This window comes from Edwardsiella anguillarum ET080813 (genome assembly GCF_000264765.2).
In the GTDB taxonomy this organism is placed as follows: Bacteria; Pseudomonadota; Gammaproteobacteria; order Enterobacterales; family Enterobacteriaceae; genus Edwardsiella; species Edwardsiella anguillarum.
Genome location: NZ_CP006664.1, coordinates 63,863 through 87,362, shown reverse-complemented (window position 1 = coordinate 87,362; position 23,500 = coordinate 63,863). Strand labels below are relative to the sequence as shown.

The 23,500-nt window shown below is 60.6% G+C and carries 22 protein-coding genes; 18 read left to right on the top strand and 4 right to left on the bottom strand.

Features of this window, described 5'->3' with window-relative positions; translation table 11 throughout:
- Positions 1-33 precede the first annotated feature (33 nt).
- A complete protein-coding gene (gene rluC / locus ETEE_RS00440) occupies positions 34-996 on the top strand; it encodes a 23S rRNA pseudouridine(955/2504/2580) synthase RluC (protein ID WP_034165760.1) in 963 nt (320 codons plus the stop codon).
- 67 nt (positions 997-1,063) lie between these two features.
- Here the strand turns inward: rluC and ETEE_RS21735 are convergent, their stop codons facing one another.
- From ETEE_RS21735 to ETEE_RS00430, 3 genes are all read right to left on the bottom strand, one after another.
- On the bottom strand, positions 1,064-1,570 hold the full coding sequence (locus tag ETEE_RS21735; protein ID WP_225865085.1) for a YadA C-terminal domain-containing protein: 507 nt from the start codon (positions 1,568-1,570) through the stop codon (positions 1,064-1,066).
- Positions 1,571-2,101: 531 nt separating this feature from the next.
- A complete protein-coding gene (locus ETEE_RS21730) occupies positions 2,102-2,314 on the bottom strand; it encodes a hypothetical protein (RefSeq protein WP_225865084.1) in 213 nt (70 codons plus the stop codon).
- Between the two features lie 522 nt (positions 2,315-2,836).
- The gene (locus ETEE_RS00430; RefSeq protein WP_034165761.1) at positions 2,837-3,427 is read right to left on the bottom strand and encodes a Maf family protein; all 591 of its coding nucleotides are present in this window, start codon (positions 3,425-3,427) and stop codon (positions 2,837-2,839) included.
- A gap of 141 nt (positions 3,428-3,568) precedes the next feature.
- Here ETEE_RS00430 and yceD point away from each other — a divergent pair, with 141 nt between their 5' ends.
- From yceD to ETEE_RS20720, 15 genes are all read left to right on the top strand, one after another.
- Positions 3,569-4,090, top strand: a complete 522-nt coding sequence (gene yceD / locus ETEE_RS00425; RefSeq protein ID WP_015461778.1) for a 23S rRNA accumulation protein YceD — start codon at positions 3,569-3,571, stop codon at positions 4,088-4,090.
- 16 nt (positions 4,091-4,106) lie between these two features.
- Positions 4,107-4,277 carry a 50S ribosomal protein L32 gene (gene rpmF / locus ETEE_RS00420; protein WP_005287307.1) on the top strand — a complete coding sequence of 57 codons (171 nt, stop codon included), beginning with the start codon at positions 4,107-4,109 and terminating at the stop codon, positions 4,275-4,277.
- Between the two features lie 28 nt (positions 4,278-4,305).
- Positions 4,306-5,340: a phosphate acyltransferase PlsX gene (plsX, locus tag ETEE_RS00415; RefSeq protein ID WP_071844154.1), complete on the top strand. Its 1,035-nt coding sequence runs from the start codon at positions 4,306-4,308 to the stop codon at positions 5,338-5,340.
- 6 nt (positions 5,341-5,346) lie between these two features.
- A complete protein-coding gene (locus tag ETEE_RS00410) occupies positions 5,347-6,300 on the top strand; it encodes a beta-ketoacyl-ACP synthase III (RefSeq protein WP_034165763.1) in 954 nt (317 codons plus the stop codon).
- A 24-nt stretch (positions 6,301-6,324) separates the two neighbouring features.
- Positions 6,325-7,254: an ACP S-malonyltransferase gene (fabD, locus tag ETEE_RS00405; protein WP_034165764.1), complete on the top strand. Its 930-nt coding sequence runs from the start codon at positions 6,325-6,327 to the stop codon at positions 7,252-7,254.
- A gap of 12 nt (positions 7,255-7,266) precedes the next feature.
- A complete protein-coding gene (fabG, locus tag ETEE_RS00400) occupies positions 7,267-8,001 on the top strand; it encodes a 3-oxoacyl-ACP reductase FabG (protein WP_034165765.1) in 735 nt (244 codons plus the stop codon).
- Positions 8,002-8,155: 154 nt separating this feature from the next.
- On the top strand, positions 8,156-8,392 hold the full coding sequence (gene acpP / locus ETEE_RS00395; RefSeq protein WP_005293837.1) for an acyl carrier protein: 237 nt from the start codon (positions 8,156-8,158) through the stop codon (positions 8,390-8,392).
- An 82-nt stretch (positions 8,393-8,474) separates the two neighbouring features.
- The gene (gene fabF / locus ETEE_RS00390) at positions 8,475-9,716 is read left to right on the top strand and encodes a beta-ketoacyl-ACP synthase II (RefSeq protein ID WP_034165766.1); all 1,242 of its coding nucleotides are present in this window, start codon (positions 8,475-8,477) and stop codon (positions 9,714-9,716) included.
- Between the two features lie 93 nt (positions 9,717-9,809).
- On the top strand, positions 9,810-10,622 hold the full coding sequence (gene pabC, locus ETEE_RS00385) for an aminodeoxychorismate lyase (protein WP_034165767.1): 813 nt from the start codon (positions 9,810-9,812) through the stop codon (positions 10,620-10,622).
- 18 nt (positions 10,623-10,640) lie between these two features.
- Positions 10,641-11,669: an endolytic transglycosylase MltG gene (mltG, locus tag ETEE_RS00380; RefSeq protein ID WP_034165768.1), complete on the top strand. Its 1,029-nt coding sequence runs from the start codon at positions 10,641-10,643 to the stop codon at positions 11,667-11,669.
- Positions 11,659-12,300, top strand: a complete 642-nt coding sequence (gene tmk / locus ETEE_RS00375) for a dTMP kinase (protein ID WP_034165769.1) — start codon at positions 11,659-11,661, stop codon at positions 12,298-12,300. The genes mltG and tmk overlap by 11 nt, the downstream gene beginning before the upstream one ends.
- Complete coding sequence (gene holB, locus ETEE_RS00370; RefSeq protein ID WP_034165770.1) at positions 12,297-13,283, top strand: DNA polymerase III subunit delta'; 987 nt, start codon at positions 12,297-12,299, stop codon at positions 13,281-13,283. Before tmk ends, holB begins: the two co-directional genes overlap by 4 nt.
- Positions 13,284-13,312: 29 nt before the next feature.
- The gene (locus ETEE_RS00365) at positions 13,313-14,101 is read left to right on the top strand and encodes a metal-dependent hydrolase (RefSeq protein WP_034165771.1); all 789 of its coding nucleotides are present in this window, start codon (positions 13,313-13,315) and stop codon (positions 14,099-14,101) included.
- A 307-nt stretch (positions 14,102-14,408) separates the two neighbouring features.
- Positions 14,409-15,842 (top strand): PTS glucose transporter subunit IIBC, encoded by a 1,434-nt coding sequence (gene ptsG / locus ETEE_RS00360; protein ID WP_034165772.1) that lies wholly within the window; start codon positions 14,409-14,411, stop codon positions 15,840-15,842.
- A 723-nt stretch (positions 15,843-16,565) separates the two neighbouring features.
- Complete coding sequence (locus ETEE_RS20720; RefSeq protein ID WP_051905067.1) at positions 16,566-21,338, top strand: S6 family peptidase; 4,773 nt, start codon at positions 16,566-16,568, stop codon at positions 21,336-21,338.
- Positions 21,339-21,419: 81 nt separating this feature from the next.
- On the opposite strand, the gene ribA is transcribed toward ETEE_RS20720, so the two are convergent.
- Positions 21,420-22,010 carry a GTP cyclohydrolase II gene (gene ribA, locus ETEE_RS00350; protein WP_034165506.1) on the bottom strand — a complete coding sequence of 197 codons (591 nt, stop codon included), beginning with the start codon at positions 22,008-22,010 and terminating at the stop codon, positions 21,420-21,422.
- A 291-nt stretch (positions 22,011-22,301) separates the two neighbouring features.
- Between ribA and ETEE_RS00345 the strand changes: the two genes are divergently transcribed.
- Positions 22,302-23,021: a phosphatase PAP2 family protein gene (locus tag ETEE_RS00345; RefSeq protein WP_034165505.1), complete on the top strand. Its 720-nt coding sequence runs from the start codon at positions 22,302-22,304 to the stop codon at positions 23,019-23,021.
- A gap of 166 nt (positions 23,022-23,187) precedes the next feature.
- The gene (locus ETEE_RS00340; protein ID WP_034165504.1) at positions 23,188-23,496 is read left to right on the top strand and encodes a LapA family protein; all 309 of its coding nucleotides are present in this window, start codon (positions 23,188-23,190) and stop codon (positions 23,494-23,496) included.
- The last annotated feature ends 4 nt before the right edge of the window (positions 23,497-23,500 follow it).

Genomic DNA, 23,500 nt, shown 5'->3' with positions numbered 1-23,500 from the left:
CGCGGCGCCGCGGCGCTCTTTAAAATCGCGCCCATGAATACACAAAACATCTCCGTCAAGTTAGTCACGATCGCCGCCGATGAGGCGGGGCAGCGAATCGATAATTTTTTGCGCAACCAGCTAAAGGGTGTGCCGAAGAGTATGATTTATCGCATCGTGCGTAAGGGTGAGGTGCGGGTCAATAAGAAACGTATCAAGCCGGAATATAAGCTGGAGGCCGGGGATCAGGTCCGCATCCCGCCGGTGCGGGTGGCCGAGCGCGATGAGGCGCCGGTGTCAGCCCGTCTGGATAAGGTCGCCGCGCTCAATGACTGTATCCTGTATGAGGATGACTACCTGCTGGTGCTGAACAAGCCCTCTGGCACCGCGGTACACGGCGGCAGCGGTCTCAGCTTTGGCGTGATTGAAGGGCTGCGCGCTCTGCGTCCGGAGGCCCGTTTCCTGGAGCTGGTGCACCGGTTGGATCGCGAGACCTCCGGGGTGCTCCTGGTGGCGAAGAAGCGCTCGGCGCTGCGCTCGCTGCATGAGCAGCTGCGCGAGAAGGGAATGCAGAAGGATTATCTGGCGCTGGTGCGCGGTCACTGGCAGTCGCACTGTAAAGTGGTGCAGGCGCCGCTGCTGAAAAATACCCTGCAAAGCGGTGAACGCGTCGTACGGGTGAGCGCCGAGGGCAAGCCGTCGGAAACCCGCTTTAAGGTGGAGGAGCGCTTTGCCAACGCCACGCTGGTTAAGGCCAGTCCGGTGACCGGGCGAACCCATCAGATCCGCGTCCATACCCTGCACGCCGGCCACCCGATCGCCTTTGACGATCGCTACGGCGATCGCGACTTCGATCGCGAGCTGGCGGATACTGGCTTAAACCGCCTGTTCCTGCACGCGGCGGCGCTGCGCTTTGTGCATCCGCACAGCGGCGAGACCCTGCGCGTCGAGGCGCCGTTGGACGCCGCGCTGCGCCACTGCCTGAGCGTGCTGCGTGCGCGCAGCGCGCTGAGCTGAGGCGGCGCGGGCGCGACAAAAAAGTAGGCCCCGCGTTAGCGGGGCCTACTACGTTGGGCGCTATGGCTTAAAACTCCAGATTGACCCCGGCGTTGTAAGCGGCAGAGCCGCTGCCAAAGGCGATACCCGCCTTGGCGGCGAAGGTTTCGTTGACTCGGTAGCCGACGGCGGCGGCCTGCTCATCCTTATATCCCCCCATGGCCGCCGTCACGTTGACGTTCCCGACCCCATAGGGTTGGATCAGGCCGGAGAGCGCCGCAGTTTTCGCGGCGGTCTGGCGTAGCTCTTTACGGTTATTGTCTACCTCGCGGTAGAGATCGTTGATCTGTCGCTGGGCGGCGTCCTGCCAGGCCTGGGTCAGCCCCTGGCGGAAGTCGGTATAGCCAACCGCCGCATTGAGCGCCCGCTCGGCCTGCGCGTTGGCGATTGCACCGGTATAGCTTTTTAGCCCCTCGCTCAGCCCGCTCTCCAGTGCCGTAATGCGCTGATCTAGCGGGGCCGCCTCCGTGGGGGCAATCGTATCAAGCCGCGCATTTATCGCGTCGGCCAGCGTCTGTAGCTTCCTATCGTTCATCGCCTGCGTTACCTGTAGCTTGGCATCGGTTGCCTCCTGCCCGGCGTCGTGTACACCCTGTAGGACGCGGGATAGGCCAGAGTCTGTCGGCGCGCCCTCTTCGGACGACGCCAGGGTGAAGTCGCGCTGCAGCTGGGTGATCAGCCGCTGCAGATTGGCGGCATTCCCCTCATCGATGGCCTGCCTCAGATCGGCGATATAGGTGGTGAATGACGAGGGGGTTACCGCGCTGTCATCCGCTGCGCTATCGATAAATGCGGCCTGCAGCGCCGTTTTTAGCGCGCCGATCTCAGCCTTGGTCTCAATGTCGCTGCGGTATCTGCGCTGGCGATCTGCGCGTTTAATTCCGGCGCCCGCATAACCCGCATAACATAGCTCTCCATCTCGGTTGGGGAGATAGTACCGTCATCGTTGAAGGTGTGGAGGTGGAAGGCATCGTAGAGGTTGATAAAGATCCTGCCCACCGTGGTCCGCATCGCGAGGATCGTGTCCGCATTCGCCGTGGCTTTAGTATCCGCTTCGCTGGCCTTATTATATGCATCCGTTATCTTCGGGATAACGTGCTGCTCCAGCGTGCGTATTCAGCGACTCTGAAATAGTGATGGGATCACTCCAGTCTTTACCATCTATACCCTCAACGCCCTCAATGACGATGGGGCCAGTCTCCGGCGCTGCCGCAAAAGCCGGGCTTATCATGATAAATAGGCTGGCGCTAATAGCAGAGGTAATAATATTTCTCTTCATATTATCAATCCTTGCTTATGTATCCTATTGCTGAATTAATAAATAATTGGCGTTATGGTGCGCCGCGTTTTCCCTTCGGTGTTTATTGATTTAAATGGTTTAAAATCAATTTGTTGTATATTTATCTCCGCGTGTTTTAATCTGTGCTGGACTGTGATGTATCTCGTTGTTTTCCATCGGCCTAGCTTGTCATGCTATGCCGCTGGCGTTAGGCTGGATCTCTGCGTTTTCCGCGCATTTGGACAAGGACTATTTACTCTGCGCTGTAAACGTTACTCCGAAAAACATACCGATTTTAATATGTGTCTTTTATTGTCTTTCGCGCGAATGAAATATTGGGAAATATATTTATTAAGAATGTATTAGCATGGGTGAATATGGCACGTATGTATTATTCCACGCATCCGGGAGGGAGAGAATAAAGGCGGTAATCAAGGGGGCGAGGCGGTCACGGCTGATGGATGTATGAGGGCAAGGGCGCCTTAGCGGATTCGCAGCAGGCGCTCTCCCGTCGTGGCTCGACTATCTGGCGACCAGCAGCGGATTCACGCCGTGGCGCAGCAGCAACGTATTCAGCGCGATCAGCGGCAGTCCGATCAGGGCATTGGGGTCCCGCCCCTCCAAACGCTCGAACAGCAGAATGCCGGCGCCTTCGCACATAAAGCTGCCGGCGCAGTGGAGTGGCTGCTCCAGCGTCACATAGGCGTCGATCTCGGCATCGCTCAGTTGCCGAAAGTGAACATGAAACGGTTCACACAGAGTATGGCAGGCGCCGCTGGCGCTGTTGAGCACGCTCAGGCCGCTATAAAACGTGATGCGTTGTCCGCTGGCGGCGCGCAACTGGGCGCAGGCGCGCTCATGGCTCAGGGGTTTCCCGGTGATCTGTCCGTTGAGTACGCAGACCTGATCGCTGCCGATGATCAGGTGCGCCGGATAGTCGGCGACCAGCGCGCGCGCCTTGGCCTCTGCCAGGCGACAGACCAGCGCCTGGGCGCTTTCATTGGGCAGCGGCGTTTCGTCCGTGTGTGGCGCTGCGCAGATAAAAGGCAGCGCCAGCTTCTCCAGCAGTGCGCGGCGGTAGGGCGAGGTCGAGGCGAGCAGCAGGGGTAACATATTTTTTCCCGAAAGCATGGCGTTAATGATGGCATCATTCTAAACTGTCCGCCGCTCAGGAAGCGAATATTGGGGGAAAGGGGTGCGAGAGTGGCCTTTTCCTTTGACTCTATGGCTTTACAAAGTTAATATGCGCGCCCTATGCAAAAGGTAAAATTACCCTTGACCCTTGATCCGGTACGCGCTGCGCAGAAGCGTTTAGACTATGTTGGTGTCTATGCTTCCGAGCAGTTAACGCGCTTAGCTGAATCTGTGGTCAGCGTGGACAGCGATGTCTCCGCTGAAATGTCCTTTTCAATCGACAATCAGCGGTTGGCTGTGATCCGCGGGCATGCCGACGTTAGCGTAACGTTGCAGTGCCAGCGCTGTAATCAGCCATTCCAGCATCACCTCCACGTAACGTATTGTTTCAGTCCGGTCGCCAATGACGAGCAGGCTGAAGCATTGCCGGAAATTTACGAGCCGATCGACGTCAATGAATACGGCGAAGTCGATCTGCTGGCGATGGTCGAAGATGAAATCATCCTCGCCTTGCCGGTGGTTCCGGTGCATGAATCTGAACACTGTGAAGTGTCCGACGCGGACATGGTGTTCGGTAAGCTGCCTCCCGAGGCGGAAAAACCGAATCCATTTGCCGCACTAGCCAGTTTAAAGCGAAAGTAATCAAGGAGTAAGGTCCATGGCCGTACAGCAGAACAAAAAAACCCGCTCTTGCCGTGGTATGCGTCGTTCCCACGATGCGCTGACCACTGCAACCGTCTCTGTTGACAAGGTTTCCGGTGAAACTCACCTGCGTCACCACGTCACTGCGGACGGTTTCTACCGCGGTCGCAAGGTCATCGCTAAGTAATACAGCTCTGTATTAACAAGGCGATACCTTGACTCGTCTAACCCTTGCGTTAGATGCGATGAGCGGGGACTTTGGTCCCTGCATCACAGTGCCTGCCGCGCTGCAGGCACTGACTTCAATTTCGTCACTGTCCCTTTTGTTGGTCGGCCAGCCCGACGCCATCGCGCCTTACCTTTCCGCCGCAGACGCTTCACTGCGCTCCCGGCTACGGGTGGTGGCAGCCGAAACCGTGATCCCTAACGACGCCAAGCCGTCACACGCCATCCGCAACAGTCGCGGCAGCTCAATGCGCATTGCGCTGGAGCTGGTGAAGCGCGGCGAAGCCCAGGCGGTGGTCAGTGCGGGAAACACCGGCGCACTGATGGGGCTGGCGACGCTGTTGCTAAAACCGCTGGAGGGCATCGACCGTCCGGCGCTGGTGACGGTGCTGCCCAATCAGCGCAAGAGTAAGACCGTGGTGCTGGATCTCGGGGCCAACGTGGCTTGCAGCAGTGCCATGCTGGTACAGTTCGCCGTGATGGGTGCCGTGCTGGCAGAAGAGATTGTCGGTATCCCGGCGCCGCGCGTCGCGTTACTGAATATCGGGGAAGAAGAGTGTAAAGGACTGGACAATATCCGCGAAGCCGCCGCTGTGCTGAAGACGACGCCGGCCATCGACTATATTGGTTATCTGGAAGGCAATGACTTGCTGAGCGGAAAAACCGATGTATTGGTCTGTGACGGCTTCGTGGGTAATGTTACGCTGAAAACCATGGAGGGAGTGGTGCGCATGTTCCTCTCCCTACTGAAGCCGGCGGGCGATAAACCGCGCAGCGCCTGGTGGCTGCGCTGGCTGGGTCGCTGGATACAAAAAAGAGTGGCAAAGCGTTTCGGGCATTTGAACCCCGACCAGTATAATGGCGCTTGTCTGTTAGGATTACGTGGCACCGTAATCAAGAGCCATGGGGCGGCAAACCAACGGGCGTTCGCCGTCGCCATACAACAGGCTGTGCAGGCGGTGCAACGGCAGATCCCCGAGCGGATCGCGCTGCGCCTTAAGGCTGTATTACCCAAGAGTGACTAATCGTACATGCATACAAGAATTCTCGGTACGGGGAGCTACCTGCCCGTACAAGTACGCACCAATGCTGATTTAGAGAAAATGGTGGAGACCTCTGACGAGTGGATCGTCAGCCGTACCGGCATCCGTGAGCGGCGCATTGCCGCGGCGGACGAGTCCGTCGCCAGCATGGCATTTGAAGCTGCCAAACACGCTCTGGAAATGGCACAGATCGACAAGGATGACATCGGCCTGATCATCGTGGCGACCACCTCGGCCAATAACGCGTTTCCCAGCGCGGCCTGCGAAGTCCAGAACATGCTGGAGATCCGTAACGGCTCTCCGGCCTTCGACGTCGGTGCAGCCTGTGCCGGGTTCACCTACGCGCTGAGTATCGCCGATCAGTACATTAAGGGCGGCGCGGTACGCTACGCGCTGGTGATCGGTTCGGATGTACTGGCACGCACCGTGGATCAGCGGGATCGCGGCACGGTGATCCTGTTTGGCGATGGCGCCGGCGCCGTGGTGCTGGGCGCCGCCGAGCAGCCGGGCATCCTGTCGACCCATATTCATGCCGATGGCCGCTACGGCGAGCTGCTGACGCTGCCTAACCGCCCGCGTCATACCGAGGATCAGGCGTACCTGACCATGGCAGGGAACGAGGTATTTAAAGTGGCTGTGACCGAGCTGGCGCATATCGTGGATGAGACGCTGCAGGCTAACCAGCTGTCCCGCGACGATCTGGACTGGCTGGTGCCGCATCAGGCCAACCTGCGCATCATCAGCGCGACCGCGAAGAAGCTGGGCATGAGCCTGGACAGCGTGGTGGTGACGCTGGATCGCCACGGTAATACTTCCGCGGCCTCGGTGCCGGCGGCGCTGGACGAGGCGGTACGCGACGGCCGTATCCAGCGTGGCCAGCTGATTTTGCTGGAGGCCTTCGGTGGCGGTTTCACCTGGGGCTCCGCGCTGGTTCGTTTTTGATTTTTTTTGTTCAGGAAAACACTCATGTCTACATTTGCAATGGTATTCCCCGGGCAGGGGTCACAGACCGTGGGTATGCTGGCCGATTTAGCCGCACAGTATCCGGTGGTCGAGCAGACCTTCGCCGAGGCCTCCGAGGCGCTGGGTTATGATTTGTGGAGCCTGGTGCAACAAGGGCCGGCCGAAGAGCTGAACAAGACCTGGCAGACCCAGCCGGCGCTGCTGACGGCCTCCGTCGCGATTTACCGCGTCTGGCAGCAGAACCATGGCAAACAGCCGGCGATGATGGCGGGACACAGCCTGGGTGAATACTCTGCGCTGGTCTGCGCCGGCGTACTCGACTTTACGCAGGCGGTACGCCTGGTCGAACTGCGCGGTAAGCTGATGCAGCAGGCGGTGCCGGCAGGTACCGGTGCGATGTACGCCATCATCGGTCTGGACAACGACGCCATCGCCGCCGCCTGCGCCGAGGCGGCGCAGGGGCAGGTGGTCGCGCCGGTCAACTTTAACTCGCCGGGGCAGGTCGTAATCGCCGGTGAAAAAGAGGCCGTTGAGCGCGCCGGGGCTGCCTGTAAGGCCGCCGGTGCCAAGCGTGCGCTGCCGCTGCCGGTCAGCGTGCCGTCGCACTGTGCGCTGATGAAGCCGGCGGCTGACCAGCTGGCCGAGGCGCTGAAGGCGATCGCCTTCCATGCGCCGTCCTGCCCGGTGATCAATAACGTCGATGTGACGGCGGCGACCGACGCTGATGCGATCCGCGATGCGCTGGTGCGCCAGCTCTACAGCCCGGTTCGCTGGACGGAGACCGTGCAGCTGATGGCCGCCGAAGGCGTTGATCATCTGCTGGAGATGGGCCCGGGCAAAGTGCTGACCGGCCTGACCAAGCGTATCGTCGATACCATGACCGCCGCGGCGGTGAATGACTGCGCATCCCTGACCGCCGCTCTCGAACAGTAAGACGAGGAAAACATGAGCTTAGAAGGTAAAATTGCACTGGTAACCGGCGCGAGCCGTGGCATTGGCCGCGCCATCGCCGAGACACTGGTCGCCCGCGGCGCTCGCGTCATCGGTACGGCCACCAGCGACAAGGGCGCAGAGGCGATTAGCGCTTATCTGGGCGATAACGGTATGGGAATGGCGCTGAATGTGACCGACTCTGCCTCTATCGACAGCATGCTGGAGCGCGTGCGCGCTGAGTTTGGCGAGATCGACATTCTGGTCAATAACGCCGGGATCACCCGCGATAATCTGCTGATGCGGATGAAAGATGATGAGTGGCAGGATATCCTGGACACCAACCTGACGTCGGTGTTCCGCCTGTCAAAAGCCGTCATGCGCGCTATGATGAAGAAGCGCTGTGGGCGTATTATTACTATCGGCTCCGTGGTGGGCACCATGGGGAACGCGGGGCAGGCGAACTATGCCGCGGCCAAAGCGGGCCTGATCGGCTTCAGCAAGTCGCTGGCGCGTGAAGTCGCCTCCCGCGGCATCACCGTTAACGTGGTGGCGCCTGGGTTTATCGAGACCGATATGACGCGAGCGCTCTCCGATGAGCAGCGCAGCGGTATTCTGGCCGCGGTGCCGGCCGGCCGTCTGGGGGATGCCAAAGAGATCGCCTATGCCGCTGCCTTTTTGGCCTCTGATGAGGCGGCCTACATCACCGGCGAGACGCTACATGTCAACGGCGGCATGTACATGATCTAAAAATCACGAAAACTATTTGCCTTTATTGAGCAAAACACCGCAAAATAGAGCAAAATCGTGGTTTGACCAGCCGGGATTTGGTTGCATCTTTTTCAACTTTCAATACACTACGAAAACCATCGCGCAAGCGAGTTTTGATAGGAAATTTAAGAGTATGAGCACTATCGAAGAACGCGTTAAGAAAATCATTGTTGAACAGCTGGGTGTTAAAGAAGACGAAGTTGTGAATTCAGCTTCTTTCGTTGACGATCTGGGTGCTGATTCTCTTGACACCGTTGAACTGGTTATGGCTCTGGAAGAAGAGTTTGATACTGAGATTCCGGACGAAGAAGCAGAGAAGATCACCACTGTTCAGGCCGCTATCGACTACATCGAAGCTGCAAACAAGTAAGTGAACTCATCTAGGCGGTCATTCGACCGCCTACGTTTTTCCTGCATTCATCAAGTATCACTTCCCTCCCTGGAGGACAAACGTGTCTAAGCGTCGAGTTGTTGTGACCGGACTGGGCATGTTGTCTCCTGTCGGCAATACCGTAGATTCCACATGGAATGCGATTCTTGCCGGTCAGAGTGGCATCAGCCTGATCGACCATTTCGATACTAGCGCCTATGCAACGCGTTTTGCGGGCTTAGTAAAGGATTTTAATTGCGAAGAGCATATTTCGCGCAAAGACGCGCGTAAGATGGATCTCTTCATTCAGTACGGGATCATGGCCGGGATTCAGGCCTTTCAGGACTCTGGACTGGAAATTACGGAAGAAAATGCCCCGCGTATTGGCGCCGCTATCGGCTCCGGGATCGGCGGCCTCGGCCTGATCGAAGAAAACCACGGTGCGCTGATGCACGGTGGCCCGCGCAAGATCAGCCCGTTTTTCGTTCCGTCAACCATCGTCAACATGGTGGCTGGGCATCTGTCCATCATGCTGGGGCTGCGTGGACCGAGCATCTCCATTGCGACGGCCTGCACCTCTGGCGTGCATAACATTGGCCACGCGGCGCGAATGATCGCGTATGGCGACGCCGATGCCATGCTGGCCGGCGGCGCAGAGAAGGCGAGTACGCAGCTGGGCGTCGGCGGATTTGGCGCCGCACGCGCGCTCTCGACCCGCAATGATAACCCGCAGGCGGCGAGCCGTCCGTGGGACAAAGATCGCGACGGCTTCGTGCTGGGCGACGGCGCCGGTATTCTGGTGCTGGAAGAGTATGAACACGCCAAGGCGCGCGGTGCCAAGATCTATGCCGAGCTGGTTGGCTTTGGCATGAGCAGCGACGCCTACCATATGACGTCACCGCCGGCCGATGGCGCCGGTGCCGCGTTGGCGATGGAAAATGCGCTGCGCGATGCGGGGCTTACCCCGGGGCAGGTCGGCTATATCAACGCCCACGGCACCTCTACGGCGGCCGGCGATAAGGCGGAGACCCAGGCGGTCAAGAATGTCTACGGCGCCGATGCGGCCCGTGTGATGGTCAGCTCGACCAAGTCGATGACCGGCCACCTGCTGGGCGCCGCCGGCGCGGTAGAGTCCATCTTTACCATTCTGGCGCTGCGCGATCAGGTGATCCCGCCGACCATTAACCTGGACAACCCGGATGAGGGTTGCGATCTGGACTTCGTGCCGCACGAAGCCCGTCAGGTCAGCGGTCTGGAGTATGCGCTGTGCAACTCCTTTGGCTTCGGCGGTACCAATGGCTCCATTATTTTCCGCAAGGTGTAATGGCGTATCGCTGGGAAATGGCTCCTTCGGGGGCCATTTTTTTTGTCCCGGCGGTTAGAATAGGGCGATGCGCTGGGATGAAGGGAGATGCGAATGTATTGGCTTGACGGAGAGGCGCGCCAGCAGATCGACCTGTGCGATCGCGGGCTGCAGTATGGCGACGGCTGTTTCAGCACGGCCCGCATCGCCAACGGCCGGATCGACGGGCTACGGGCGCACCTGGCCCGGATGCAGCACGCCTGCGAACGCCTGATGATCCACGGCGTGGACTGGTCGCGCTGGCAGGCCGAGGCCGAGCAGTATGCGGCGACTCGCGATGAGGGGGTCCTGAAGGCGATCGTCACCCGCGGCTGCGGTGGACGAGGCTATGATCCCGCCGGGAGCTATGCTCCGCGGCGGATCTTTAGCACGGCGCCGTTCCCTGCGCACTATTCGGCGCTGCGCGAGCGTGGGATAAGCCTGGTCGTGAGCCCGGTCAGGCTGGCACACCAGCCGCTGCTGGCGGGGATCAAGCACCTGAATCGATTAGAGCAGGTGCTGATCCGGGCCAGCCTGGCGCAGACGCAGGCGGATGAGGCGCTGGTGCTTGACACCCGGGATAACCTGGTGGAATGCTGTGCGGCCAATTTGTTCTGGCGCAGCGGCCAGCGGGTGTTTACCCCGCGCCTGACCCGCTGCGGCGTGGATGGGCTGATGCGCCAGCGCATCTGCCGGGTGCTGGCGCACAGCGAGTATCGCCTGTCCGAGGTCGAGGCCGGCCTGCCGGCGCTGCTGGCGGCCGATGAAGTCGTGGTGTGCAATGCGCTGATGCCGCTGCTGCCGGTGCGCCGGGCAGCGACGCAGGTGTTTAGCGATCGCACGCTGTATCAATTTTTATTGCCGCACTGCCTGCGGGTTGAGGCATAGCGGTGTAACGGCGGTTGAATGAAGAGAAAACGGATAGCCTTGATTGCGGCGTTGGCGCTGCTGTTGCTGGGCGGTTTAGGCGTGATGGGGTATCACCAGGTGGAGCGCTTCGCCCGCACCCCTTTGCCCTTGAGTCAGCCGACCCTGTTTAAGCTGCCCGCCGGCAGCGGACGGGAGATGCTACAGGCGCTGCTGGTGCGCGATCGCCTGATCCGCTCCGGACGCTACCTTCCCTGGTTGCTGCAGTTGGACCCGGCGTTGGCCAAGTTTAAGGCGGGGACCTACCGGCTGACGCCCGGGATGACGGTGCGCGACATGCTGGCGCTGTTCAGCAGCGGGCGCGAGGCACAGTTTGATCTGCGCTTTATCGAGGGAACCCGGTTCAGCGACTGGTTGAAGGTGCTGGCCGGGGCGCCGCAGCTGAAGCATACCCTACAGCGTGAGAGCGAGGCGCAGATCGCCCAGCGGCTGGGGATCGCGCCGGGGCAGTCGCTGGAGGGGTGGCTCTATCCCGATACCTATCGTTATACCGCCGGCACCACGGATCTGATGCTGCTGAAGCGCGCACATGCCCGGATGGAGCAAGAGGTGGCGCAGCAGTGGGCGCAGCGTGACGTTGCGCTGCCCTATAAGAGTCCACAGCAGATGGTCACCATGGCCTCGATCGTAGAGAAAGAGACCGGGCTGAGCGAGGAGCGCCCCAAGGTGGCCTCGGTATTCATCAATCGTCTGCGCATCGGGATGCGCCTGCAAACCGATCCGACGGTGATCTATGGCCTGGGAAATGCCTATAATGGCAACTTGACGCGGCGCGATCTTCAGCAGCCGACCCCTTATAACACCTATGTCATCGCCGGTCTGCCGCCGACGCCCATCGCCATGCCGAGCAAGGCCTCGTTGGTCGCCGCGGCGCACCCGGCCAAGACGCCCTATCTCTACTTCGTGGCGGATGGGCAGGGGGGGCATGTATTTAGCACTAATCTGCAAAGCCACAATCAGGCGGTGCGCGCCTATCTGCAGGTATTAAGGGATAAGAATGAAAAGTAAGTTCATCGTGATCGAGGGGCTGGAGGGCGCCGGCAAGACGACGGCGCGCGACGTGGTGGTAAATGAGCTGCGCCGCCACGGCATTCAGGAGGTGGTCTTCACCCGTGAGCCGGGCGGAACGCCGCTGGCCGAGCATCTGCGTACCCTGGTGAAAGAGGGAGTCGATGGCGAAACGCTGACCGACCGCGCCGAGGTGCTGATGCTGTATGCCGCCCGGGTTCAGCTGGTTGAAAATGTGATCAAACCGGCGCTGGCGCGCGGCGCCTGGGTGGTGGGCGATCGCCACGATCTGTCGTCCCAAGCCTATCAGGGCGGGGGGCGCGGCATCGATACCCACCTGATGCAGACCCTGCGCGATACGGTACTGGGCGACTTTAAACCCGATTTGACGCTGTATTTGGATATCCCGCCGCAGCAGGGGCTGGCGCGGGCGCGCAGCCGCGGTGAGCTGGATCGCATTGAGCGGGAGTCTCTGGCCTTCTTTGAGCGCACCCGTGCCCGTTATCTGGCGCTGGCCGCCGCGGATGAGTCGATCGTGACCCTGGATGCCGCGCAGCCGCTGGCGCAGGTCAGTGCGGCGATCCGTCGTGCGCTGCGGGCCTGGCTGGCGTCTCAGGAGGCGCAGGCGTGAACTGGTATCCCTGGCTCAACGGGCCGTATCGCCAGCTGCTGGTGCAGCATCAGGAGGGGCGCGGTCACCATGCGCTGCTGCTGCATGCCATCGACGGCATGGGCGAGGCGTCGCTGGTGTACGCTCTGGCCCGCTGGCTGCTCTGTCAGCGCCCGCAGGGGGAGAAGAGCTGTGGCGAATGCCATGCCTGCCGCCTGATGATGGCGGGCACCCATCCCGACTGGCACGTGCTGCAGCCGGAGAAGGGCAAGTCGACGCTGGGCATTGAACCGGTGCGTCAGGTCATTGAGCAGCTGCAGAGCCATGCCCAGCAGGGGGGCGCCAAGCTGGTGTGGATCGCCCGCTGCGAGCAGCTCAGCGAAGCCGCGGCCAACGCCCTGCTGAAGACGCTGGAAGAGCCACCCGCGCAGACCTATTTCCTGCTGGGAACCCGCGAGCCGGCGCAGCTGCTGCCGACGTTACGCAGCCGCTGTTTTTATCTCTATCTCGCTCCGCCGGCCGAGGACGCCAGCCTGCGCTGGCTGGCACAGCAGATGCAGGGGGATGCGCAGGCCCAGCGCAGCGCCCTGCGCCTGAGCGCGGGGGCGCCGGTGGCGGCGCTGGCGCTGCTGCAGCCGCCGCGCTGGGCCCAGCGCGAGTCGCTGTGTCTGGCGCTGGAGCAGGCGCTGGAGAGCCGCCAGTGGCTGACGCTGCTAGGCGCCTTGAACCATGAGGACGGCACCGAGCGGCTGGGTTGGCTGTGCGCCCTGCTGCTGGATGCCTTGAAGCTGTGCCACGGTGCCGCGGCCAGCGTGGCGAACTGCGACCGCCTCCCGTTAATCCAGCGGCTGGCGGTCGGCCTCGGCGAGGCCGATCTGCGGCGCCTGCTGCAGGCGTGGATCGCTTGCCGCCACCAGCTGCTGGCGACGCCGGGCGTAAACCGTGAATTGATGCTTATGCGCCAGCTTTGCGCATGGGACGCACCCGCACCGGCCCACCCGTGAGCCGGTCATAGACAGACTGTAGGTTTCTTATGTATCTAGTGGATTCGCATTGCCATCTTGATGGCTTGAACTATGAGACGCTGCGCGACGGCGTCGACAGCGTGCTGGCCGATGCCCGTGCGTGCGGCGTAGGTTTTGTGCTAGCGGTCGCGACGACGCTACCGGGCTACCGCAGCATGCGTGAGCGGATCGGCGAGCGACGCGATGTGGCATTCTCCTGCGGAGTTCATCCGCTGAATTTGGACGGTGGCTATGACTACGAGGCGCTGCGCAGCCTGGCGGCGCAGCCGGGCGTAGTGGCGCTGGGGGAGACCGGACTCGACTACTACTATCAGCAGGATAATATCGCCCTGCAGCAGGATTCGTTTCGCCAGCATATCCGCATCGGCCGCGCGCTGGGCAAACCGGTGATCGTGCATACCCGCGATGCGCGGGACGACACGCTGGCTATTCTGCGCGAGGAGGGGGCGGAGGCGTGTGGCGGTGTGCTGCACTGCTTCACCGAAGATCGCGCGACGGCGGCGGCGCTGCTGGATCTCGGGTTTTACATCTCCTTCTCCGGCATCGTGACGTTCCGCACCGCGGACGCCCTGCGTGAGGTGGCCCGCTATGTGCCGCTGGATCGCCTGCTGGTGGAGACCGACTCGCCTTATCTGGCGCCGGTGCCGCACCGCGGAAAGGAGAACCAGCCGGCCTATGTGCGCGATGTCGCTGAGTACCTGGCTGTGCTGAAGGGCGTCGAACCACGACAGCTGGCCGCACAGACCAGCGCGAATTTTAGTCGTTTGTTTGGTGTGACCCTGCCTGAGGCGGATTAATATATTTTATGCTGTGTAAAAATGCCCGCTGTTGGGCATTTTTTATGCTGCGCGCCGCGCCTCCAAGGGGATAATAATTCAGCAAAACCGCCTATAAAGGCGCTTTTTTTTTCTGCAAATGTTAAATAGATCGCTGTAATGTGTGAAACGTGACAGCCATCAAACACAATACAGCCTATTTATTTTACTCTGCGTAAAAAATACGAGGGTGCATAGACACCCGACGTCCGGGGCTCTCTTCCCTGCGGCGGCGCGCTGTTTCCGGCGCGGATGAAAAGAGCATTTTTACTCAGGAGCACACTCAACTATGTTTAAAAACGCATTTGCCAACCTGCAAAAGGTCGGTAAGTCACTGATGCTGCCGGTATCCGTCTTACCTATTGCCGGTATCCTTCTCGGCGTCGGCTCGGCAAACTTTAGCTGGCTGCCCGCGGTGGTTTCCCATGTAATGGCGGAGGCAGGTGGTTCGGTATTTGCCAATATGCCGCTGATCTTCGCTATCGGCGTGGCGCTGGGGTTTACCAATAATGACGGGGTATCAGCCCTGGCCGCCGTGGTCGCCTATGGCATCATGGTGAAAACCATGGCCGTGGTGGCGCCGTTAGTGCTGCATTTACCGGCGGAAGAGATTGCCGCGAAGCATCTGGCGGATACCGGGGTGCTCGGCGGGATCATCGCCGGCGCTATCGCTGCCTATATGTTTAATCGCTTTTATCGCATCAAGCTGCCGGAGTATCTGGGCTTTTTTGCCGGTAAACGCTTTGTGCCGATCATCTCCGGCCTGGCCGCCATCGCCCTGGGCGTGGCGCTCTCCTTCATTTGGCCGCCGATTGGCACCGCGATTCAGCACTTTTCCCAGTGGGCCGCCTATCAGAACCCGGTGGTCGCCTTCGGTATCTATGGTCTGGTCGAGCGCGCGCTGGTGCCGTTTGGCCTGCACCATATCTGGAACGTACCGTTCCAGATGCAGATCGGTGAGTATGTGAATGCGGCGGGTCAGGTATTCCACGGCGATATTCCGCGCTATATGGCCGGCGATCCGACGGCGGGTAAACTCTCCGGCGGCTTCCTGTTCAAAATGTACGGCCTGCCGGCGGCGGCGATCGCCATCTGGCATTCGGCGAAGCCGGAAAACCGCGCTAAGGTGGCCGGTATCATGATCTCCGCGGCGCTGACCTCATTCCTGACCGGGATCACCGAGCCGATCGAGTTTGCCTTTATGTTCGTGGCGCCGATCCTGTATGTGATCCATGCGATTCTGGCCGGTCTGGCGTTCCCGATCTGTATCCTGCTGGGGATGCGCGACGGAACCAGCTTCTCACATGGCCTGATCGACTTTATCGTTCTGAGCGGCAACGGCAGCAAGCTGTGGCTGTTCCCGATCGTCGGCCTGTGCTACGCGCTGCTGTACTACGTGATCTTCCGCGTGCTGATCGTCAAGCTGAACTTGAAGACGCCGGGCCGTGAGGAGAGCAGCAGCGAGCAGAGCGCGCAGAGCGGCAACGACATGGCTGCGTCGCTGGTACAGGCATTTGGCGGTAAAGAGAACATTACAAACCTGGACGCCTGTATTACCCGTTTGCGCGTCAGCGTCGCCGACGTCGCTAAGGTGGATCAGGCCGGGCTGAAGAAGTTGGGGGCTGCCGGTGTGGTGGTGGCGGGCTCTGGGGTTCAGGCCATCTTCGGTACCAAGTCCGATAACCTGAAGACCGAAATGGACGACTATATTCGTAGCCATTGATGCAAGTACGTGATGCGCCTTTGACAGGGTGATTACGTTCGTTCGCCCCCGCTGTGACGGGGGCTTTTTTTTGCCCGTCCCACCGTGATAGACTCCCTCCCGTTTTTGCTACGCGATCTTCTCTTTCACACCTGCAGCGGATTGGTAAATAAATTCAGTTAATCAATTAAGTCGAACACAATTTAATATTGAATTCGTGTGGCATTGACTCTGATTTTAATATCAAAAAATTATTCTAATGTTATTCTTTGACTGGATTTATCCTTTTCGCCTTCCTATCGCGCGGGACTGAGCCAGAATAGTCGCTTTTTTGCCATGGGGCTGCGAATTGAATATTTATTAAAAGAAATACATTAGGTTTTATTTATTATATATGGAGTATATATCGGCCCGGGCCGACAGTACGACAGCGTTAACGTAGGCGCCCCCCTATTTTCACACCATGGTCGCTAGGCGGAGTATCGAACTGGGCGTGAGGGTGCGCTCCCTATTCATTCTGTTGTATGGATAAATAAAGCAAAGAGGATTTTTCAAGGGAGTGCGCCGGAGATAGCACGTGGCACTTTGGAGAGGACCGTCGGGTCCGACAAGGAACCCGGTAGGTGGCAGATCGTCTTGGTGAATACCCTGTGGGTGTTAACATTAAATTCTCCGCGCTTATTTCATTATCTCTGAATCGTTTTGTTATCAATGGCGACGCTGTGTTCATCATAAGGATTTGATATGAACAAAATTTTTTCATTAAAATACAGTAATATTTCTGGTGGTTATATCGCGGTGGCCGAACACTGTCGCGGTGCGAAAAAAACAGGGCGCCAAAAAATCAATCCGGGGATATCGCCACTGCTGTTTTTTGGCGCCTTGCTGAGTGCGTCGCCGGGCATTGCCAGCGTGGTCAGCGACGAGATCCCTTATTCGGTGTTTCGCGACTTCGCGGAAAATAAGGGCGTATTTCAGCCCGGCGCTGAAAACATAGAAATTTATAATAAAGCGGGCGAGCTGGTTGGCGTCCTTGATAAGGCGCCGTTTCCCGATTTCAGCTCGGCCTCCGCCTCCTCTGGCATCGCAGCGCTGGTGGCACCGCAGTACATTGCCGGCGTCGCCCATAACGGCGGCTACTCTTCGGTCTCCTTCGGCGATAGCAGCAATAACTATCGTCTGGTAGATCGCAATGAGTATGGCGTGCAGGATTTCCATCTTCCCCGATTAAATAAAATCGTTACCGAGGTGGTGCCCATCCCGATGACGACGGCGGGCATCGCTCGGGATACCTATAAAAACACCGCCCGTTTCCCGATCTTTTACCGCGTAGGCAGTGGTAATCAGTACACGAAGACGCGAGATGGGAGATTACGGCACCTGCAGGGTGCCTACGGCTATTTGACCGGGGGCACCATCGGGGTGCCGGGGATTTCAGATCACACCATTGTCGCCAACCCAGGCGATACCTTTGATCCGATCAATGGGCCGCTGGCCAGCTACGGTGCACCGGGAGACAGCGGTTCGCCGCTGTATACCTATGATGCCCAGGAGGGGCGCTGGGTGCTGGTGGCGGTGCTGCGGAGCTACAACGGCGACTCCGGCCGCACCAACTGGTGGGTGGTGCTGCCGACCGATTTTATCCATGCGGAGATGGCGAAGGACAGCGATCCGGCGGTCACCTTCACAGCGGGTCAGGGCGCGCTGCAGTGGACCTACGATAGCCGCTCGAACAGTGGCTCCCTGTCCCAGCCGCGGAGCACCGTTCAGTTTACCATGCATGGGCAGGCGGGGAATGACCTGAATGCCGGTAAAAACCTTCTCTTTCAGACTGATGGCTCAGGTGCGGGCGGCGAGATCCTGCTGCAGAATACGATTAACCAGGGGGCCGGGGTGCTGACCTTTGAGGACAGCTACCGCGTTACGCCGCAGAATAATCAGACCTGGGTTGGCGGTGGCATCATCGTGAATTCGGAGGCTACCCTCGATTGGCAGGTCAACGGCGTGGCGGGCGATAACCTGCACCGCCTGGGGAGTGGAACCCTCTATGTTCGTGGCGTGGGGATCAACGAAGGCGGACTGAAGGTGGGCGATGGCCTGACCCTGCTGGATCAGCGTCCCGATGCGGCAGGCAATGTGCGTGCCTTTAGCTCTCTGAATATCGCCAGCGGACGCCCGACGGTAAAATTAATGGCGGACGGTCAGCTTGATCCGGACACCGTGACCTGGGGCTTTCGCGGCGGGGTGCTGGATCTCAATGGCCATGATATGGCCTTTCATACGCTGCGTATGGCCGACTATGGCGCTAAGGTGACCAATTCTGCCGATGCCCGTGCACAGCTGAGCCTGAACTACCAGCCGCTGAATTACCTGTCGGCAGTGGCCTATCCGTTACGGGGCTGGACCGATGCCCGGGTCGGGACGCCGGGCGATCTGTATCGGTATGAGAATCGGCATACCAATACGGTGGATTACTTTTTACTGAATACCAGCGGCAACTATGGCTATTTTCCCACCAACCAGACCAGCAACGGCCCCTGGACATACTTGGGACATGACGAGGCGAGTGCGCGGCAGACGTTGATGCTGAATGAACAGCGGCGCAGCCAAATCATACACGGCCAGTTCAGCGACAATCTGGATATTGTCAATCTTGCAGAGCCTGGGATGATCGGGACGACGGTGTTCGATGGCCGCGTGGCAATAACCGGCGACTTTAGCCAACGCGGCGGCAGTTTGCAGTTTCAGGGGCATCCGGTGACCCATGCGCGCGATTTCTCCACCGGACGGCCGCCGGTCTCTGCTGACCAGCCCGATTGGGAGGCGCGCAGCTTTGCACTCAATACGCTGACGCTGACACAGGCGGACTTTAGTCTGGCGCGTAATGCGGTGTTGCTGGGTGATATTCAAGCCGATGCCAGCCGCGTTATCTTGAACAGTAATCGCGTCTTTGTAGATAGCCGGGACGGTGAGGGAGTGACCTCGGCCGATACCGATGTTAGCGAGGGGCAGCTGTCCGCAGAGGTTGTGGCACGCAGTGAGCATCAGGGCAATATCCTCCTGGAGAATCGTTCGATACTGGTTGCTGGCGGCTTGCTTAACGGTGCTGTTACGGCGGCCAATAGCCTCGTGGCGCTGATGGCGGACAGTGAGCATACCGGCGATATCGCAGCGAGGGATAGTCTGCTGTGGTTGGTGTCCGGCGCGGAGCAGCTGGGGGATCTCCAGCTGAGCGGCGTCGCGCAGCTGACCTCGTTGGGTGGGATCGTGGGCAACCTGAGCGCGGCTGCCGGTGCCGCCCTGCTGGAGCAGGGCAGCCAGCTGCAGGGCGATGTGACCCTGACGGACGGCGCGACGCTGATCTCCCGGGGGCAGACCCGGGGGAACCTGAGCGCCGATGCCAGCGCGCTCACGCTGGAGAGCGGTGCGGTCCAGCAGGGGGATCTCCAGCTGAGCGGCGGCGCGCAGCTGACCTCGCAGGGTGGGATCGTGGGCAACCTGAGCGCGGCTGCCGGTGCCGCCCTGCTGGAGCAGGGCAGCCAGCTGCAGGGCGATGTGACCCTGACGGACGGCGCGACGCTGATCTCCCGGGGGCAGACCCGGGGGAACCTGAGCGCCGATGCCAGCGCGCTCACGCTGGAAAGCGGTGCGGTCCAGCGGGGGGATCTCCAGCTGAGCGGTGGCGCGCAGCTGACCTCGCAGGGTGAGATCGAAGGCCGCCTGCGCGCGGAGGGCAGTTCAGCCCTGCTCGCGCAGGGGAGCCTGCACCGGGGCGGCGATATCGGGTTAAGTGATGGCGCGACGCTAGCGTTGGCGGGGCGTAATCAGAGCGCTATCGGCGCCGAGGCGAGTCTGCTGGCGCTGGGGCGCAGCGCCGAGCAGCGAGGCGATGTTGCGCTTAGCCAGTCGCTCCTGGTCAGCGGGGGCCGCAGCCAGGGAACGCTCAGCCTGAGCGACAGCGGGGCCTACTTTGGGCAGGCGAGTCAGCACCGGGGCGATCTCTCCCTGCAGGGCGATGACGCCTGGTTGGCGGTGCTGTCGGGGGCGGCGCTGCGGGGCGATCTGACTGTCGACGGCGCGGGCCTGCTGCGCTTTGGCACCTCGCCGGCGCCGGAGATCGCCATTGCCGCCACGCCGCCCGCCGCCGGGCTGGCGGACTACCGCGGCCGCATTGCGGCGCCGGAGGCCCGGGTTGAGATGCGCGATACCCTGTGGCGCATGAGCGGCACCTCCACGCTCGGCTCGCTGCGGGTCGAGGAGTCCCTGATCACCGCGACCGACGGCGCCTTTATGACCCTGAGCGTAGACCGTCTGCACGCCGACGGCGCTGCGCTGGTGCTGCGCGCCGACGCTGGGATCAGCGATCGGCTGGTGATCAACGAGCGCCTGAGCGGCGGTAACAATACCGTGCTGGTGAACTATCTGGAGCCGACGCTGCCGGAGGGGCAGCTGGATGTGAGCCTGATCAGCGCCCCGGTGGGCAGCGACCGGGAGACCTTTACCGCCCACCGGCAGCATATGGGCTTCAGCGAGGTGATGCCGGCGCTGATCACCCGGGAGGCGGACAGTCAGCTGGAGTGGGTGCTGAGCGGTTTTGATGTGACGCCGGATAGCGAGCGTGAAGAGGACGCCGCCAGCCTGCTCTCTCTGAACTACCGCAGCTTTATGGCCGAGGTGCAGTATCTGGATAAACGCCAGCTGGATCTGCGCAACGGTCCGGCGGGCACCGGCGCCTGGGCTAGGGTTCTGCACGGGGCGGGCAGCGCGGCGGAAAACTACCGCGACCGCTATCTGCACCTGCAGCTGGGGGCCGATCGCCGCTATGGACTGGGGGATGAGAGTGACCTGCTTGCCGGCGTCACCTTCACCTTTACCGACGGCCGGGCCAGCGGCGACGCCTTTAGCAGTAGGAGTCGAGCGCTGGGGGCCGGGCTGTATGCCACCGCGCTGTTCCCCTCCGGACTATTTGTCGATCTGAACGGTAAATATGTCCACCACAGCACCGAGTACCAGGTCAACCTAGCGGGGCTGGGGGAGCGCAAGGCGAGCAACCACGCCTGGTACGCGCGCGCTGACGTGGGCTACCGCTACGAGCTGGGCGAGAGCGCCTTTGTCGAGCCGCACCTGGAGCTGGTGTACGGTACGTACTCATCCACCCGCTTCGACTGGCAGGATCAGGGGATGGCGGTGTCACTGGCTCAGCCGCGCTTTACGCCGCTGCTGGCGACGGCGGGCGTTGCGCTGGGCAAACGCGTCGATATCGGGGAGTGGCAGACCACGCTGCGCGCGGGGCTGGATTACCAGAGCGCGCTGAGGCCGGCGGGGGATACGCGGCTGCGTGACGCCAGCGGCGAGAGGACGATCCGCGGCGAGCGCGACGGCCGGCTGCGCTATAGCCTGGGGGCCGAGAGCCGGATAGGCGACGCACTGCAGCTGGGACTGGAGGTGGAGCGCAGCAGCCTGGGGGATTACAACCTGGACTACAGCGTGCAGGCAACCCTGCGCTATCGCTTCTAAAAGGAGGCGCCCGCGGGAGAGGCGGGCGCGAAGCCGGAGCGTGAATGTACTGAGGGGAGCGGCAGAACCGCCCGAACGCGCTCAGCCGTTCAGCAGGTGGCCCATTTTGGCGGCCTTGGTCGCCAGGTAGCGTTCGTTCTGCGGGTTGCGGCCGACGATCAGCGGGACGCGCTCGACGATATTGATCCCCGCCTGGGTAAGAATATCGACTTTGTTCGGGTTGTTGGTCAGCAGCCGGACCTGGCTGACGCCCAGCAGTTTGAACATGTCAGCACACAGGGTAAAGTCGCGCTCGTCGGCGGCAAAACCCAGCTGATGATTGGCCTCGACGGTATCGGCGCCCTGATCCTGCAGGGCATAGGCGCGAATTTTATTCAGCAGGCCAATGTTACGCCCCTCTTGGCGGTGGTACAGCAGAATGCCGCGCCCCTCTTCGGCGATATGCTCCAGCGCGGCCTCGAGCTGAAAGCCACAGTCACAGCGCAGGCTGAACAGCGCATCGCCCGTCAGGCACTCGGAGTGAACACGCGCCAGCACCGGTTTCTCGCCGCTGATGTCTCCATAAACCAGAGCCAGATGATCGTGACCGGTGGCAATCTCTTCAAAGCCGACCATTAAAAAATCGCCCCATGGCGTCGGCAGCTTTGCCTCTGCCACTCGTTTAAGCTGCATGTTTGTCTCCACAACCGTATCATTTTTGTCATCGTGACAGCGTCACCTTTTGCGGCGCTCACTGTGGATGCTGATGACACAGTGATGCTATCGGAGTACGTGACGCCTTCCTAACTTTGTCCTAAAAGCCTGACGCTATTTTGCCACAAAACGGACGGCGATCCCGGCTTGGAAAGCACATTTATTGCCACCTAGGTTGAAAAAAACGGAATAAAAATACTGCATAAATGGCAGAAGTATTATTGGATATAGAGATCTGCAGGAAAAGGTTAGCGGCTCAGGAGCGAACGAATGATGATGGTGGTCAAAAAGAGCGCGCCCGCGCTGCTGGTGCTGCTGCTGCTTCCCCTGGCGCTGTTGATGGGAGGCGGGCGCTGGTCCCCGGGCCCGCCGGGGGGCGACGGCCCATACTGGTTTGCCGTCACACAGAGCGTCAGCCAGCCGTGGGGAATACTCAGCGCCGCGCTGTTGGGTGGGGTGATGGTTCGCCTGTTGGCGCTGCGCGGGCGGGCCGCGCTGCGCCTGTTTCTGTTGCTGATGCTGTGCGTCGGCAGCGCGCAGAGCATCAATGCGGGGATCAAGTGCGCCATCCAGGCGCCGCGCCCCTATGTCCTTCATCTGACGGCGGCGGCGGGCGTGGCGCCCGCTGATTTTTACGCCCGCAGCGCGGCGGAGCGGCGCGAGTGGGTGCGGCGCCACGTCGCGTCGCAGCCGGGCTGGTTGGGCGACCACTGGGCGCGGGAGACGGGGTTTGCCTTTCCCTCTGGCCATGGGCTGTTTGTCGCAACCTGGGTAACGCTGGCCGCGATGGTGCTGCCTCGGCGACGCTACGCTGTGATGGTGCCGCTGTTGGCATGGGCGGCGGCGGTGATGTACAGCCGCTTTGCGCTGGGGATGCATTGGCCGCGCGATCTGCTGGCCGCCGCGCTGCTGGGCTGGCTATGGGCACTACCGTTCGGCTGGTATATTCGCCGCCGGGGGCTGGACGGGGAGGCGGATTGGGTAAAATGACGCCGCTTACCGCTGCGCAACTGTACCGCAGCACAGCGCGGATATAAGAATCCCGTGCCTTTCTGGCGGGCGGGGTTTCCATGCCCTATGAGTAAATGTTAATTTAGGGGTGGTTTCGATTTTTTAAGCATTATTCATTTGCTTAACCTGAACAACAGGAAGAAATGTGAAATATTTGCTGATTTTTCTGATCGTCCTGGCCATTTTTGTACTGTCTGTCACCCTTGGGGCGCAAAATGATCAGGTAGTGGCCTTCAACTATCTGTTGGCTAAGGGCGAGTATCGCCTGTCGACGCTGCTGGCGACGCTGTTTGCCGCCGGTTTTATCCTTGGCTGGGTGATCTGCGGCCTGTTCTATCTGCGCGTACGCCTGGGACTGGCGCGGGCGCAGCGTAAAATTCGCCGCCTGGAGCAGCAGCTGGCGCCGGCGGCGCCGCAGGGCAGCGGCGCCATGGCCTCGGCTGCGAAGGAATAACCGC